The organism is Vibrio sp. 10N.239.312.C11 (genome assembly GCF_041466065.1).
GTDB classification, from domain to species: Bacteria; Pseudomonadota; Gammaproteobacteria; order Enterobacterales; family Vibrionaceae; genus Vibrio; species Vibrio tasmaniensis_A.
The window spans coordinates 93,843-108,835 of record NZ_JBFSRZ010000006.1 but is presented as its reverse complement, the minus strand read 5'-3'; the positions used below and the strand labels follow the sequence as shown (position 1 = coordinate 108,835).

Genomic DNA, 14,993 nt, shown 5'->3' with positions numbered 1-14,993 from the left:
AGGTATACAGTTCACATAACAGTTATCTTAACGTAAAGATATTTTAAATGAATATATTATTAGCAATGATCCCCGCGTTCTTTTGGGGAACAACCTATGCAGTGACGCAATTTACGCTACAGGAATGGCCTCCCTTATTATTGGGTGCTTTGCGTGCGTTGCCTGCTGGTTTGTTATTGCTAGTAGTAAAACCGACACTGCCTCAAAAAGGCGAATGGCAGATCATTTTTACATTGGGTCTTATCAATATCGCGACCTTCTTTAGCTTAATCTTCGTGATGGCGTTGACGTTGCCTTCGGCAATCTCCGGTGTAGGTATGATCTCTGTGCCAGTGTTTGCGATGATCTTCCATTGGGTAGTAAAGAAACAGCGTCCGCAATTGATTCAAGCCTTGTCTGGTGTTGGATTAATCACATTGGCGTGGATATTGTTTAATCCAAGTCAAATCGCATTAAACCCAATAGGTTTAGGCGCCATGTTCGCTGCAATCATGTGTATCATTATCGGCAGTAGCATTACCAAGTCACTGGGTAATCGCATGCACTGGTGGAAGGTATTAACGTGGCAACTGATTCTAGGCGGTACGATTTTATCTGTCGCGTCTGGCGTTCATGCGCTCATCGACCCACAGCCTTATGTTAACGCTGTCACTCATTTCGATACTCGTAACGCAATAGGACTTGTTTGGGTGATTGTCCTGAACACCGCCCTGGGTTACGGCATGTATGTATGGCTACTACAGCGTATGTCAGTGGTGGATTTCACCTTCGGTGGTATCGCTAACCCAGTAGCTGGGATCGTGACGGGTATGGTGTTGATGAGTGAATCATTTACAGCAGTTCAGTACTCGCTAATGACAGGCATGATAGTGATGTCACTGCTACCGCAACTTATCCTTTCGGTAAGACAGTCAAAACAAGTTAAGCCTGTTACGTAGTTGAATCTACCGACTGTACTGAGAATAATAACGCGCCTTACATCTTATACAGTGATTTAAAAGGTGCCTTTTGTTGCTACGCTAACAGCAATAACCCAACAGCCATACTCGCCAAGTTGATCGTTTCTTAAACGACATTAAACCTTACAAAGAACAATGCCTTTACTCAAGCTACCTAAATTGAATTTATTTTCTAAAAAATAGACATACTAGAGATTAATTTTCCACAAAATATTGTAATTAGAGATAAAAAGACAAAACTTTTCTCCGACGACCTCCTTATACTGTGCCACATCATTAAGGCGCCACAAGCCTATGATTTAAAATAATTATTAATGAGTAGTCACCATGAATTCGAAGTCGCTAACTATCTTGCTTTTTGTCTCTGTTTGCCTAATTTGGGGAACCACTTGGTTCGCAATGGAAGTGGCATTGCATTCTATCCCACCAATTTTTGCTACTGCATTGCGCTTTTTACTCGCTGCACCTCTGCTTGCGGTATTAGCGAAAGTCTTCAACCAGCCACTGCTGTTTCCTAAAGGCAAGCGTCAATGGTTGCTGATTGTTGCGCTGATGTACTTTGCGATTCCATTTACTTTGATGATCTATGGCGAGCAATACATCTCTTCTGGTCTAGCGTCGATCATCTTCGCTAACATGCCGGTCGCTGTGATGTTGATGTCAGGCCTATTCCTAGGCCTACGATTGGCTAAGCACCAAATATTTGGTTTGGCTACCGCTGTTGTAAGCCTATGTTTGATCCTCGGTAATGAAATGCAGATGGGTGGCGATGACTACCTAGTTGGTACAGTTTGCTTAGGTCTTGCTGTGGCAATACACGCTGTTATGTATGTGTTAGTTCAAAAGCACTGTAAAGGCATCGAAGTACTGACGTACAACGCAGTCCCAAGTCTGATTGCTTCTCTATTCTTGTTCGCCGTTTCGGCGATGGGTGAAAGCGTGAATGTTGAATCCTTCACTTGGGATTCAATCTCAGCGGTATTTTACCTCGGCTTTGTGGCGAGTGTTGGAGGCATTGTTGCCTACTTTAAACTCGGACAAGTTTCGACGCCGTTCCAAGCGTCTATCTGCTTCCTGATTTTCCCTGTGGTTGCACTACTGATCTCGTGCTACATCAATGGAGAAGTGCTGTCTGAACAGTCACTGGTGATGATGATTCCTCTGCTTTGTGGCATCTTGCTTACTAAGGCTCCAAAAGGAATCTTCAAGTTACGTGGTGGACTAAAAACCGCAAGAAGCTAATCCTACTGAAAGCTAACCCTACCGGAAGCTGACTAGATATTTCCATCTAGCACATACAAAAAAGCTCCAATATCACTATTGGAGCTTTTTATTAGTCTTTATCCAGAGTTAGCGCCAGCTAAACATTCGCACTTCATTGCCCTCTTCGGGCTTCTTAGGGATGTTTAAAGACAACGCCAAAGATACCGCCGCCATCGCAGCACCTATGTAGAAAACCGTTGCAGGGGACGATAACCAAATCACCCCAAATACGACCGGAATAACAACCGCTGCAATATGGTTGATGGTGAAAGAGACACCTGCTGTTGATGCCATGTCGGCAGGATCGGCGATTTTCTGGAAATAGGTTTTGATCGCTAATGCGAGTGCAAAGAACAGATGGTCGACAACATACAGCGCCGCTGCCCATTCCGCGCTTTGTACCAAACCATAACCGACAAACACACCAATCAAACCAACATACTCGAAGATCAGCGCCTTGCGCTCTCCAACCACACCGATAAATCGACCAATACGTTTTGCGAATAAGAAATTAAACAGGTAATTAATTAAGAACAGTAGCGTTACGTCAGCAGCCGAGTAACCAAACTTCTCTACCATGAGAAAGCCAGCAAATACCGTGAAGATCTGTCTTCTCGCGCCACTCATAAAGGTGAGCGCGTAGTAGAGCCAGTAACGCTTTCTCAGCACCAATTTCTTATTTTGTTGTGTCTTGGTTTGAAACTCAGGAAAACCAAAGGTCATCACCAAAACTAAAATAAATCCAATACCGCCAGTAATGCCGTACACCCAAGCAAAATCGAGCTTCAGCTGTTCTAACATCACCCAGATTGAGCCATAAGTAATTAACGAGGCCAACGCGCCAACGGAGATCATTTTACCCAGCATCTCAGGGGCTTCTTCTTTACTCAACCATTGGAGTGACAAAGACTGCTTGAGCGTTTCAAAATAGTGAAAACCCGTCGACATCAAAATGGTGGTCAGCAATAGGCCAGTGAGTGAAGGAAACAAACCGGTAATCGCCGTACCGACCGTGAGCATCGCCAGCGATATCAACATGAAGCGTTGCTCCCGAATGAACGCCAACACAAACACCACGGTAAAGGCCAAAAAGCCAGGGATCTCACGAACGCTTTGCAATAAACCAATATCCGCACCATCAAAGTTCGCTTTCTCAATAACGAAGTTATTCAGCAGCGCCATCCAGCTCGAAAACGCGATAGGGACAACAATTGAAATCAGTAATAAGAAGTTTTGCGGCGTTTTCCAGCTCGCGGTTTTATCGAACATTGACGGACTCCTGTTCGTCTAATTGGTTAAGCACTCGTAAGGTTAGTTGCTCGGTATACGGGTTGATCTTCCAATGCTCAGGGCTCCAACCTTTAACAAAACGTTGAAAATCAGTCCATGCCACGTAAAACATTGGTCGCCATGCAGCTTCTACTTCATCGAACGAAAGGTGTGGTTGATAGTGCATGAGTGCTTCTTTCAAGTGCTGGAAGTAAGCATCCAGCACTTCTGATTCAAGCTCTGCGCAATCTTGCGGCCTAACCGCGCTGCTCATGAACAAGGCCACATCTTTCATCGCACAACCACGCCCAACGTATTGGAAATCAACGGCAGCAGCGCGCTCGCTTTTTAAATCAAAGCAGAAGTTGGCGAGCTTAGCGTCACCATGTACCAAGGTTTGATATGGGCACGCCCTTAATAGATTATCAATGTGCTGCGCTTGGCTCTTAAGCGGTAAATCAGCCAATGCGTTTAACTCGTCAGGCCGAGTGTCTAAATGCCAATATGTGCCGACTTGCCACAATGAAGCTAAATGTTCTTGATCTACATTGATGTGCTTTGCATGAAAGTTAGCGAGCCATTTAAGGCAAGCATCGCGCTGGTTTTGCTCTTCTAGTGTGTAACCAGACGCCAGATCAGACTGAGTATCTTGGATTGCTGAATCATCAAAAGCAGCAAGCACATCAAACTGAGAAGTTAACGGAAAACCGATTTCGGCCAAGTCTTGCATCACAATCAGCCACTCGTGCTCTTGTAACTCACATTGCAGCCCTACAGGTACAGGGCAACGCTCATCCCACTGTTGGGTAAACGACTGATACCACGCGGTCTCAACTTGGTAAGAGTGCACCTTTCGTTGATGAGAAAGTTTGGTATTCCAACCCTTTGGGTGTTCTGCTTTATCTGGCAATGCGACATGTTTAACAATCACACTGTTGAATGAAGAACGCCTGTCTTTAGAAAAAACCAAACGAACTAATTCACCATACCCGCCCCATAGGCTTTGAATTACCTGGACATCAAACCCTTGATGACAACCCAGTGAGGCCGCTATTTTTTGATAAAGCTCATTTTGATAAAACTTTTGTTGATAAAGCTCTGGCTGATTTTGACTTGAATTCGCTATCGGTTGAGCGATATTTTTTGACGATATTGATTGAGACATATACTCGTTACTATGCTTTATCGGATAAAAGGTGTGCCCACTGTGGCTGCCTATTCATATAGTGAATCACATAGCTACAAATCGGTACAATTTTAAAACCTGCTTGTTCAATTTCAGTCAGTACCGACTCCATCATCACCTTACCGAAGCCCTTACCTTGAAGCTCATCAGGAATACGTGTCGATGTGATATGTAGTACATCTCCATCCTTTTGATACTTAACAACCGCGAACTGGTTGGGTGCTAGCTCAACTGTGATCTGGTTCGCATCTTGATCCCATTTTGTTGCCTGCATTCTCAACTCCTGAAAATAATTGATACGACAAACAATAAAAATTTGAAGTATTCATTCCTTGTAATAGACTAACTCAAGCTTATACAAATAGAACTAAGTACTTACAAACAAAGTAAATAACTCTGTGCCATCGGCTTAATAACGAATCAATAAAGATAAAGGCACTCTATAAATCTATGTGAGTACATCTACCTAGTCTATGTAATTGCACTTAATTTATGTAATTGCACCTGCTAAATCTAGCACGTATTTGCCCCTTAATAGCAAGTTACCAATATAACAAACAGACGCATGTTGGCGCATGGAGAACATATAATGAACGCACCACTGAAGAAGCCTTTGGAGCATAATCAGGCACTTCAAGATCCTCGTAACCGCACCGTTTCTACGTTAAATAGCACCGATGCACTGGCTATGATAGAGCACGGTAGTGAACTAACATTAAATGTATCGACTCCAGTTGGTACTAAGTTTCTCGCCACCACCAAATTTATCGGTACACACAGTGATAACTGCATTGTGGTTGAGGTTCCCGACGTATCCAACGACGATCTGAGCTTTTTCTTCCAAGAAGGTTTTTGGATGACAGCTCGTGCGTACTCTCTGCGAGGAGAAGGCGCTCTTATCCACTTTAAAAGCCAAATTCACCATAGGATTGGAGATCCCTTCCCTATACTTGTGCTTTCAACACCAAGCTCGATGCAAGTAACCCAACTGCGTAAAGAGACACGCTACGAGGTGAACTTAGCTTCCAGAATCATCTTCAACGATCAACGAGCAAACTGTGAGATTAGAGACTTATCGAAAAGTGGTTGTCGTTTTGTTACCTCACCTACTTCTCGTGCGATTCAAATTGCCGATCGAGTATCTATTGAAGTTACACCTGAGAACTACAATGGCCCACTTATACCGCCATTGAAAGGCATCATCTGTAATCTCCAAAAATCAACGCACTACGCTCGATACGGGGTAGAATTTGATGATATTGGCCGCTCTAATGCCAAACACTTATTGGCGAAGCTGAAGTTCGATGGCACCAAGCTCTGTTTGCGAAATAGGTAAAGTCATTTAGCACATTGCTTTCACCGAATACCGTAAGCAGACCAGATACAGACGACTTAATAGCGAGCAAAGTCGCAATCAAAAAAGCCATCGATTTTTATGTCGATGGCTTTTTAGTTTTGTTTATTTGTCTATTTGTCTGATTTTCAAACACTTATCTAATTAAAAAGCTAGCTGGGTCTATAGATATTAGACTATTTACGCAGTGCGTTCAGTTTAGCTTGAGCGATACCAAAGATAGTATCGATTGGATAACTACCTTCGTCACTCGCCTCACCGGCGGCTTTGCCTGTAAACAGCTCAATCGCTTCGGTCACATGGTCGATAGCCCAAATATTAAACTCGCCCTTTTCAACCGCTTTTACGATGTCATTACGCAGCATCAGATTGTGAACATTTGAACGTGGGATGATCACCCCTTGCTCATTTGAACGTCCTTTGATTTCGCACACATCAAAGAAGCCTTCAATTTTCTCATTCACACCACCAATAGGCTGGGACTCACCGAACTGGTTCATCGAGCCGGTAATCGCGATGTCTTGACGGTTCGGCTGCTTAGAGAATGCAGACACTACCGCACAGAACTCGGCCATACTCGCGCTATCACCATCGACGCCACCGTACGATTGTTCGAAAGTGATATTGGTAGTAAGCGGTACTTTCGCTGTCTTACCAAATACCGAAGAAAGGTAAGCCGATAAGATCATCACCCCTTTCGAGTGAATACTGCCACCTAGGTCTACGTTTCTCTCTATATCAATCACTTCACCGTCACCATAAGCCGTGGTTGCCGTGATCCGGTTCGGTGCGCCAAACATATGATCAGTCGTACTGAGTACAGACAGCGCATTGACCTGCCCAACCGCCTGACCATCCACATGAATCAGTGTTGTACCGTTGGTGAAGGTTTCCATGACGCTGTCTTGCAGTCGCCCGACACGCATCTGTTGGTTAGATAGCGCTTGGTCGACATGCGTAGCACGAATCAGGTTCGACTTCGCCCCTTTCGCCACGTAGTTTGACTCACGAAGCAGGTTGGCAATGTGTGCCGAGTGCAACGACAACTTACTTTGGTCACCCGCCTGACGAGAACTGTGCTCAATGATGCGAGCAATCGCTTTGCGATCACAATGCAGCATGTTGTTGTCGTGCACGATGCTTGAAATGAAGCGTGCGTAATGCATTTCAGAATCCGCAGTACGCTTCATCTCATCTTCAAAATCGGCCGTCACACGGAACAATTCACCAAACTCCGCATCGTAATGTTGCAGTAGTTGATAAGTTCGATAATCACCAAACAGGATGATCTTAACGTCCAATGGAATAGGCTCAGGATCAAGCGATACCGCCCCCGTTAACGTGACCTCTTTTTCTAATGACGTGAAGCTCAATTGACGCGAACGCAGCGCGCGCTTCAAGCCTTCCCATACATAAGGTTGTTCAAGTACTTTGACCGCATCCATCAGCAAGACGCCGCCATTGGCTCTATGTAAGCTACCTGCGCGGATCAAAGAGAAGTCTGTAAATACGGTGCCTTTGAACGTTGCCGTTTCGACATAGCCAAACAGAGAGTGATAATTCGGATTCTCTTCCACCACGATCGGCAGAGTCTCCTCCTTCTGGCTCACAATCACGTTCACCTTGTAGCGACGTGGCATTTTCTTGTCCAAAGAGGCGGTTGCAACTTCTGCTTGCTCTGTACTCTCTTCTAAGAAAATATCTGCGTTGTCGACAATGTCTTTACGCAGTGCTGTCAGGTACTTTTTAATATCAGGATATTGGCTGTAATCTTGCTTCAACTGCTTGATGAAGTGGGTAATAACATCTCGCGCCGTATCATCATTCAACTTTTGAACTTTCTCTGTGTACGTCTCTTCAAGCTCGGTCAGTTCACGAGAAATGGTCCGCAGCCCGACTTCCAATCCATCAATGGTTTTATCGAATTGATCTTGCTCTTCTGGCGTGAGTAAGTCGAAGCTCTCTTCGGTATGAAGATCATCGCCATTCATCGCGACAAATTGGTAGTCACCCTGAGTCGTGATCGTCAGGTTAATGCCCTTATCTTTTGCTTCTTGACTGATCGCTTCTAACGCCGCTTGTTGCTTAGCGGCCAACTGATTTTTTAATCGGTCAGCGCGGTTAAAGTACATCTCGTTATCGAATGCGAGTGGCATTGCTTTAAGAAGCTTACGCATCAGCTTTTCAATATCTTGCTTCAAACTGCTGCCAACACCACGAGGTAATTTCAGCACCTTAGGTGTACGAATGTCTTCAAAATTCGCGATATAGCACCAATCAAAAAGCTCCTGTACTTCTTGAGGATGTCGGTTTAGGTAGCGCAAGATCATGGTGCGTTTACCAAGACCATTTCGACCTATCGCATAAATGTTGTAACCCTTTTCCTTGATTGACATCGCGAACTCAACGGCCTTTTGTGCGCGTTCTTGCCCGACGATTTCGTCAATTGGAGCCAGTTCTTTGGTCGACTTACATGGTAGCTTATCGAGTTCCGCTACCTTATACAGCTGTTCTGTATTGAGTCTTTGCATCGCCATCGCCGCCTCCTTAGTCCTTCATTACTTGGGTGTAGATAAAATCAGTGTAGATGTAATTACCTATAAATTTAGTGACTTACGCTGCACAGCTGTTCAACTGAACAAATAACACTCAATTTACCCCGTTTTTAGCAATAACGAGAGATTTAATTCACCAACTTAGCATGTGAATGATTTTAATTTGCAATTGATAATAAATATCATTAACATTTTAGGATGTTTAAAATTAAGGATGTGGACATGGAAATTGAACGCTGCTGGATGCACTACCTAAAAGCTGAACAGTTAATGGAACAAGGTCATTGGCCCGAAGCACAGCGCCTCTATAATGATGTTCTCACCTCTCTTCCTCATCACATCCAAAACGCGGCATACCAAAGTGACATCAAACCCTGCCAGTTTGCTTGCTTAATTTCAGGCCTTAGAGACGCCAGTGTCGCTCAATCAGAGATTCTCAATCGTTTAGGGCAACAGCAACAAGCCTTCGACACCTTGAACCAATCTTATGCATTGATGCAATTTATCTCTCTTGAGGGTACAGAGTTGATTCAACGTACCTTTAGGTTATTGGAAAAGCAGAGCGAAGATTTACTCAATCACCTGATCGCATTTTGCAGTGCTCAGCGCAGCTCACATTGGATGCTCGAGCTAGAACAAATTCAACGCGCTCATCACCATTTTGGGCAACTTAAAACCACTTCAGAAGTTCAATCTTCACCTAATGTCTTAAATTGATAAGGATATATCATGTCGGACCGGGCCATTCTTAAAGTTAACAATCTCTCCGTTAAATTCATAACCAATGATGGAATCATTGATGCGGTAAAAAAGATTAACTTTACTCTTAATTCTAGTGAAACCTTGGCCATTGTTGGCGAATCGGGTTCAGGTAAATCTGTCTCTTCCAACGCTTTGATGCGTTTGCTCCCTGATAACGCCATCATTGATGCTCAATCGGAAATCGAATTTGAAGGTCAGTCGATACTAAAAAAGACTGAACGAGAGATGCAGTCAATTCGTGGTGACAGGATCGGAATGATCTTTCAAGAACCAATGACATCTCTAAACCCATATCTACGCGTGGGTACACAAGTGGCTGAAGCCATTATGTGTCATCGTAATGTATCGAAATCTCAAGCGAAACAGCGTGTGCTTGAGCTTTTCAACCTTGTACACCTACCAATGCCAGAACAGGCATACAACAAATACCCACATGAATTTTCAGGCGGCCAGTTGCAACGCATCATGATCGCAATGGCTCTGATCAATGAACCAGACATTCTGATTGCAGACGAACCGACTACGGCTTTGGATGTGACGGTTCAGGCTGAAGTGCTCTCTCTTATCAAAGAGATTCAAAGCAAGATGGGCATGGCGATTTTATTCATTACCCATGATCTCGGTGTAGTGAAACACTTTGCCGACCGAGTACTCGTGATGTGTAAAGGGGAATTGGTCGAAGAAGGACTCACTCAAGAGCTATTCGAAAATCCTAAGCACGATTACACACGCATGCTGATCAACTCAATTCCGAAAGGCGCTAAGGTTCCTGTAGAAGCATCGGCGCCAGAGCTACTGTGTGCCGATGATATCCGTGTTCAATTCTTAGTGAAATCTCACTTCATTAAGAGTAAGAGTCAATATTTCGAAGCTGTAAAAGGCATCTCATTGACCCTAAAACAAGGTGAAACGTTAGGCATTGTTGGTGAATCTGGATCAGGTAAATCAACACTAGGACGCGCACTGATCGGCTTGCTGCCAAGTACCGGACGTATTGTTTACAAAGGCCAAGATGTGAGTTTGTTAACCGATAAAGAACGTCACAAGCTCAAGAAAGATGTTCAGATGGTATTCCAAGACCCTTATGGTTCTTTATCACCACGCATGACTGTTGGGGAAATCATCACTGAAGGTTTAACGGTACATCAACCTCATCTATCCAAGAAAGAAAGATTAGAACGAGCTCGCAAAGCATTGATTGAGGTTCGCTTAGAACCAAATTCAATTAACCGCTATCCACATGAGTTCTCGGGCGGACAAAGACAACGTATTGCGATTGCTCGCGCGTTGATTCTTGAACCATCTTTCATTCTATTGGATGAACCGACTTCAGCACTCGATCGCTCTGTACAGCTCACTGTGATTGATCTGCTGAAAGACATCCAAGCCAAGCACAATATCGGCTTCCTGTTTATCAGCCATGACCTTTCGGTAGTCAAAGCCTTATCGGATCGTGTTTTGGTAATGCAGAAAGGTGAAGTGATGGAAGAAGGCGCTGCAGAAGAGATTTTCAATGCGCCGAAAAACGACTACACCAAGAAACTCATCGCTGCGTCATTCGACTTAGAAAATAAATCGAAAAAAAATGCCGCGTAAAGGGAACTAATCAAGATTAACAGCGTCTTATAAGTACATTCTGAATAATCTCGATACTCAAAATAATTGGAGTTGCAGCTAGGCAACAAATAAGTTCAGCCCTATGAGCATAGGTGTTCTATGTAATTTGGGTGAACTTAGGCAGTTAACAACGCTGCGGCTTCAAATATGAAGAGTAGAATGGGTTTCACTCTAGAATGGATATAGCAAAACTGGTTTGGCCGCCAAAAGAAAAATGTCGCATGGATGCGGCATTTTTCGTTTCTGGCGTATATGAAAAATCAACTCAATGATTCGAGCCAGTGATTATGAAGGTCTGCTCAAGTTGACGGACTTTAAACAGGGTTAGCTGATAGTCGGGTCACTACAGCAGAGCGCTAACTCGTTTTTGGACAGAAACACGTTAGAATTTAAGTTCTAACGTGCTCTAGATAGATTAGAATAAGTATCTTGAAACCTTAAACGATTGTTACGCAGTTGGTACATCACTAAAGCGAATGATCGCAAACAAATAGCGCCCTTCTTGAGTAGATGCCCAAATCTCCCCGCTTTTACCAAGCGATTTCCTTGCGTATCCATGCTCAGAAAGCCATAAGAGCGATTCTTTGACTTGATTCCGAGAGAGGTTGGTCTCTTTAGATAAGCCTGAAACATAGCGCCATGTATATTCGTGGTTTTGTAATGCGCTCAGGACACTTTTAGTATTTTCAGGCACTAGATCTACGTTGGGCACCTGTGCCTCTGCTTCATCTACTTCTTCAGTTGGTGCTTCTGTTTCTTTTTCCAATATAGCTTCGAATTGATCTACTTTTAGCTGAGCTTCAACTCCACCTGCTTTGAAGCTCTGAAATTTTTCTAGATTTGCAAACACAAGCCCTAAGAAGCCAGCCACAATGGTTAATCCCATTTCCGTAGGTTTACTTTCGTAACCAAAATATAGAGAGGTTATTAACATAACGAATGCTGATACAGCCTGTAAGGCTTTACTCGATTCACTCTTAAATTTATCGTTATACATTTTCTTTCAACGTGCTAGAGAAAAACAGTTTAATGTAAGCTTCTACTTTATCTACTTCTTCATCAAAGTACACAATATCACCACTATCAAGCTCAATTTTTAAACTAGATACATCAAAGTCTTTAGAGAAAGCTGAAGAAAATGCACCTTGATGTCGTTCTGTCTTTGTAACTACAGGTTTATACATTGTAATGCCACGATGCTTACTGCCATTGGCAATATCTTGCATGTAGCTAAGAGCAGGGCAGGAGCTTTTCATGAAATTTTTAAAATCTCGTTCCTTTGGATATGCAGCAATTAATGAAGGATATTCTCGATAGATCCACTCTACTACGTGCCATGAAAAAATTGCACAGATTACCGCAGAGCCAGAAGATAGTGGTTCTTTACGATATTCTCCTGCTAAGCGAGAAAATTCGTGAAATAGATCTTTTGAATTTTTAATATCAAATGAATAGCTCAACTTTACCTCCCAAATGTATAACAGCAATACTAGGCAGAATGATTCTGCAATAAAATACAAAAATTTTCTAGATAGCGTAAATTAATGTGCCAAGTTGCAAGTCATGTATGCGTAACCAGTTAAAGTTTAATGAAAAACTATCACTGTTATCGTATGTATAGAAAATATACTTGGTTGCACGGTGTCCTTCGTTCAGTGAGTTTTAGTGGGTTAGTAAATTTGGTCACATAGTTAGATTAGAAAAAGTAAGTCAGATGAGGCTTTGATGAAGTATGTGTTGAGCCAGTCAAAACAAAGAAGGGGGCAAAAGTGATTTAGCTTACATGCCCCGTATTACTTGAGATGATGAAAAACCAATCAATCTTTATTGTAAATTATCAGAACTAGCTGAACATAAAGGCTGAGAACAAATCCGAATTTTTCGATAAGTAGTGATTGAATTAACTTTGGGGATTAAAAAACGCCCAGTTAAGGGCGTAGTAGAGTCAATCGTAAAGTTCAAAGCCCAGATCATCAATAATTGACAACGTCACCGGTCCCAAGTCATCACCATTAGCCATTAACTCTTTAGGCATTGGCGGAATAGTTCGGCCTTTAGAATCCTTACCGCGTTTGTCGTCAGTCCCATTGATGTAATCGTATAAATGACCGCCGTCGGAAAATGGCAAGCATTCATAATCTCTATTATAAGCTTCATTATAGGCAGTAACTGCTTTGCTGGTTTCCATACAAAAACCTTTACCAGCAATCTCTTTTGAATCGTCTATAAACCCGTCACTTGAAGTTCCAACGCCAAGAATATGCGCAAATTCATGCAAAATAGTTGGCTTATAGCTTTTGGGATCAAAATCAGGCTCATGGAGGTCTGAGCTAATCCAGATAATGCCTAATGAGGGGATATTGTCTTCATACTCTTCTACTGCCGCTAAGCCGTACTCTTCCACATCATCTGACACAATAATTTCAATGTTAATTGTGTGCTGATCTTTTCCATCAACCTTTTTGATTATGCCTAGCCATTTGTTAGCGGCTTCAATGTAGCGTTCTTTGTCATACTTAAAGTCCAAATCAAAGTTAAGGACAAAAGTTAAGTGATCATTTGATATAACTTCTTGGGAATAGTATTCAGGATAAAACTCAGAATCCTGACTGTAACTGACTGACGATAAAAAGGACAAAATGAGAGCTAGAGTTAATTGTTTCATTCGAAAACCTATAATAAAGCCGTCTAGGATGAAGGCTAAGTAGTGACGTTTAACTTGGTTGGATATTACAGTATTTATAGCTCTACAAACGTAAGCACACGTAACACCTCAATATTGGTGCACTACAAACTGATCGACTAGTTCAGAGTTAGGTTTATTTTAATTATCTCACAGCTAAGTTAGCTCGTAATTCAATCCCCATGTTAAACAATGTGAGCGCGTAAATATCAGCAGCGAGAGCGATAGCTTTACTCAGCGGTATTCCTGCACCACGGTTCGCACTGACATCAATACGAATCATCACGGGCGTACCACCTTGAGGCTTGTCTTGAAATTAACGATACAAAGACTTGGTCGACTCTCTGACGATTAAATCAATGGGGGGCAACCTTGCTTCATGCCGCTCGCCAGATAACAAGTTCAAGATCGACTGAGCACACACTTCACCAATCTCTTCAATCGGCTGTCTCAGCGTCGTCAGTGCTGGCGTGAAATACTTAGACGTAGGCAAGTCATCAAAGCCAATCACAGACACATCTTCTGGCACTTTATAACCGTGATCATGCAATGCCTTAATCGCGCCGTAAGCGGTTTGGTCATTGGCCGCAAACAAGGCTGAGAAGTGAATCTTTGACTCTATCAACTCTACCGTTTTCTCGTAGCCAGATTCACTACTGAAATCACCTTGTTTAACAAGTTTTGGCATTACTTTTATGCCCGCCTCTTGAAGTGCCTTCTTATAGCCTTCAAAGCGATTACCTGCATCAGGCTGGCTTGATAAGCCCTTGATGTGAGCAATGTTCACATGCCCTTGTTGCAGTAAATGTAAGGTTGCCATGTAGCCGCCCAACACGTTATCAATGTTGATGGAGCGGACGTTATTCTCAACAAAATCGTAGCCAACCATCACGATAGGAATGTCTTGTGCATACTTGGAAATCTCTTCCTGAGTAATGCTTCCTGTAACGATGATCATGCCATCCACGTTACTTTTTGCGAGATACTCCAACGCGTGCATTTCTAGCTTTTTCTGCCAATGCCCTGTTGCGATCACTAATGAATAGCCTTGAGCGATCAGCGTTTTTTCCATGTCGTTGAGGATACGACTGGTGTAGGGGCTATCAGGGTGTTGCACCAAGACACCAATAGTGAGCGAGCGTCGGTTGGTGTTTTCTTGCATTTGGAAGTTAGGCTTGTAGCCCGTGTCTTTAATGGCTTGCTCAATGTTTTGGCTTTTATCGTCAGACACATAAGTGGTTCGATTAAGGAAGCGAGACACGGTACTGGGAGAAACACCAGCCAGTCTTGCTACATCGTATACTGTTGTTTTTTTTGTTTTAGTGCGCATCTCGAATCCCTAATC

General features: G+C 43.0%; 14 protein-coding genes. 5 read left to right on the top strand and 9 right to left on the bottom strand.

The window, feature by feature from the left end:
* The first annotated feature begins 47 nt into the window (after positions 1 to 47).
* Together AB6D07_RS04540 and AB6D07_RS04535 are read left to right on the top strand one after the other, a co-directional pair.
* Positions 48 to 938 (top strand): DMT family transporter, encoded by an 891-nt coding sequence (locus AB6D07_RS04540; protein WP_017103477.1) that lies wholly within the window; start codon positions 48 to 50, stop codon positions 936 to 938.
* 348 nt (positions 939 to 1,286) lie between these two features.
* Positions 1,287 to 2,201 (top strand): DMT family transporter, encoded by a 915-nt coding sequence (locus tag AB6D07_RS04535; protein ID WP_017103476.1) that lies wholly within the window; start codon positions 1,287 to 1,289, stop codon positions 2,199 to 2,201.
* A 108-nt stretch (positions 2,202 to 2,309) separates the two neighbouring features.
* On the opposite strand, the gene AB6D07_RS04530 is transcribed toward AB6D07_RS04535, so the two are convergent.
* Genes AB6D07_RS04530 through AB6D07_RS04520 form a run of 3 tightly spaced genes read right to left on the bottom strand, consistent with a single transcriptional unit; the run spans position 2,310 to position 4,951 of the window.
* Entirely contained in the window at positions 2,310 to 3,491 is a 1,182-nt protein-coding gene (locus tag AB6D07_RS04530) for an MFS transporter (protein WP_009846171.1), read from the bottom strand.
* Positions 3,481 to 4,656 carry a phosphotransferase gene (locus tag AB6D07_RS04525; RefSeq protein ID WP_017103475.1) on the bottom strand — a complete coding sequence of 392 codons (1,176 nt, stop codon included), beginning with the start codon at positions 4,654 to 4,656 and terminating at the stop codon, positions 3,481 to 3,483. Before AB6D07_RS04525 ends, AB6D07_RS04530 begins: the two co-directional genes overlap by 11 nt.
* 10 nt (positions 4,657 to 4,666) lie before the next feature.
* A complete protein-coding gene (locus AB6D07_RS04520; protein WP_029223001.1) occupies positions 4,667 to 4,951 on the bottom strand; it encodes a GNAT family N-acetyltransferase in 285 nt (94 codons plus the stop codon).
* A 315-nt stretch (positions 4,952 to 5,266) separates the two neighbouring features.
* Here AB6D07_RS04520 and AB6D07_RS04515 point away from each other — a divergent pair, with 315 nt between their 5' ends.
* Entirely contained in the window at positions 5,267 to 6,013 is a 747-nt protein-coding gene (locus tag AB6D07_RS04515; protein WP_009846168.1) for a flagellar brake protein, read from the top strand.
* 194 nt (positions 6,014 to 6,207) lie between these two features.
* Here the strand turns inward: AB6D07_RS04515 and AB6D07_RS04510 are convergent, their stop codons facing one another.
* Positions 6,208 to 8,568, bottom strand: a complete 2,361-nt coding sequence (locus AB6D07_RS04510) for a Lon protease family protein (RefSeq protein ID WP_009846167.1) — start codon at positions 8,566 to 8,568, stop codon at positions 6,208 to 6,210.
* 240 nt (positions 8,569 to 8,808) lie between these two features.
* Here AB6D07_RS04510 and AB6D07_RS04505 point away from each other — a divergent pair, with 240 nt between their 5' ends.
* Both AB6D07_RS04505 and AB6D07_RS04500 read left to right on the top strand, forming a co-directional pair.
* Complete coding sequence (locus tag AB6D07_RS04505) at positions 8,809 to 9,303, top strand: hypothetical protein (protein WP_009846166.1); 495 nt, start codon at positions 8,809 to 8,811, stop codon at positions 9,301 to 9,303.
* Between the two features lie 12 nt (positions 9,304 to 9,315).
* Positions 9,316 to 10,944: an ABC transporter ATP-binding protein gene (locus AB6D07_RS04500; RefSeq protein WP_017103474.1), complete on the top strand. Its 1,629-nt coding sequence runs from the start codon at positions 9,316 to 9,318 to the stop codon at positions 10,942 to 10,944.
* A 469-nt stretch (positions 10,945 to 11,413) separates the two neighbouring features.
* Here the strand turns inward: AB6D07_RS04500 and AB6D07_RS04495 are convergent, their stop codons facing one another.
* The 5 genes from AB6D07_RS04495 to AB6D07_RS04475 form a co-directional block, all read right to left on the bottom strand.
* A complete protein-coding gene (locus AB6D07_RS04495; RefSeq protein WP_017100886.1) occupies positions 11,414 to 11,962 on the bottom strand; it encodes a hypothetical protein in 549 nt (182 codons plus the stop codon).
* Entirely contained in the window at positions 11,955 to 12,425 is a 471-nt protein-coding gene (locus tag AB6D07_RS04490; RefSeq protein ID WP_017100887.1) for a hypothetical protein, read from the bottom strand. The genes AB6D07_RS04495 and AB6D07_RS04490 overlap by 8 nt, the downstream gene beginning before the upstream one ends.
* A gap of 485 nt (positions 12,426 to 12,910) precedes the next feature.
* Positions 12,911 to 13,630 (bottom strand): hypothetical protein, encoded by a 720-nt coding sequence (locus tag AB6D07_RS04485; protein ID WP_017100888.1) that lies wholly within the window; start codon positions 13,628 to 13,630, stop codon positions 12,911 to 12,913.
* A gap of 163 nt (positions 13,631 to 13,793) precedes the next feature.
* Entirely contained in the window at positions 13,794 to 13,934 is a 141-nt protein-coding gene (locus AB6D07_RS04480; protein ID WP_157939752.1) for a hypothetical protein, read from the bottom strand.
* Positions 13,935 to 13,964: 30 nt separating this feature from the next.
* Positions 13,965 to 14,978: a LacI family DNA-binding transcriptional regulator gene (locus tag AB6D07_RS04475; RefSeq protein ID WP_017100890.1), complete on the bottom strand. Its 1,014-nt coding sequence runs from the start codon at positions 14,976 to 14,978 to the stop codon at positions 13,965 to 13,967.
* Positions 14,979 to 14,993 lie beyond the last annotated feature (15 nt).

Excerpts from the sequence above, each read along its gene's own strand:
- AB6D07_RS04530 (WP_009846171.1), bottom strand. The coding sequence starts at position 3,491 with ATGTTCGATAAAACCGCGAGCTGGAAAACGCCGCAAAACTTCTTATTA.
- AB6D07_RS04525 (WP_017103475.1), bottom strand. The coding sequence starts at position 4,656 with ATGTCTCAATCAATATCGTCAAAAAATATCGCTCAACCGATAGCGAAT.
- AB6D07_RS04520 (WP_029223001.1), bottom strand. The coding sequence starts at position 4,951 with ATGCAGGCAACAAAATGGGATCAAGATGCGAACCAGATCACAGTTGAG.
- AB6D07_RS04500 (WP_017103474.1), top strand. The coding sequence starts at position 9,316 with ATGTCGGACCGGGCCATTCTTAAAGTTAACAATCTCTCCGTTAAATTC.
- AB6D07_RS04515 (WP_009846168.1), top strand. The coding sequence starts at position 5,267 with ATGAACGCACCACTGAAGAAGCCTTTGGAGCATAATCAGGCACTTCAA.
- AB6D07_RS04535 (WP_017103476.1), top strand. The coding sequence starts at position 1,287 with ATGAATTCGAAGTCGCTAACTATCTTGCTTTTTGTCTCTGTTTGCCTA.
- AB6D07_RS04505 (WP_009846166.1), top strand. The coding sequence starts at position 8,809 with ATGGAAATTGAACGCTGCTGGATGCACTACCTAAAAGCTGAACAGTTA.
- AB6D07_RS04510 (WP_009846167.1), bottom strand. The coding sequence starts at position 8,568 with ATGGCGATGCAAAGACTCAATACAGAACAGCTGTATAAGGTAGCGGAA.
- AB6D07_RS04475 (WP_017100890.1), bottom strand. The coding sequence starts at position 14,978 with ATGCGCACTAAAACAAAAAAAACAACAGTATACGATGTAGCAAGACTG.
- AB6D07_RS04540 (WP_017103477.1), top strand. The coding sequence starts at position 48 with ATGAATATATTATTAGCAATGATCCCCGCGTTCTTTTGGGGAACAACC.
- AB6D07_RS04485 (WP_017100888.1), bottom strand. The coding sequence starts at position 13,630 with ATGAAACAATTAACTCTAGCTCTCATTTTGTCCTTTTTATCGTCAGTC.
- AB6D07_RS04495 (WP_017100886.1), bottom strand. The coding sequence starts at position 11,962 with ATGTATAACGATAAATTTAAGAGTGAATCGAGTAAAGCCTTACAGGCT.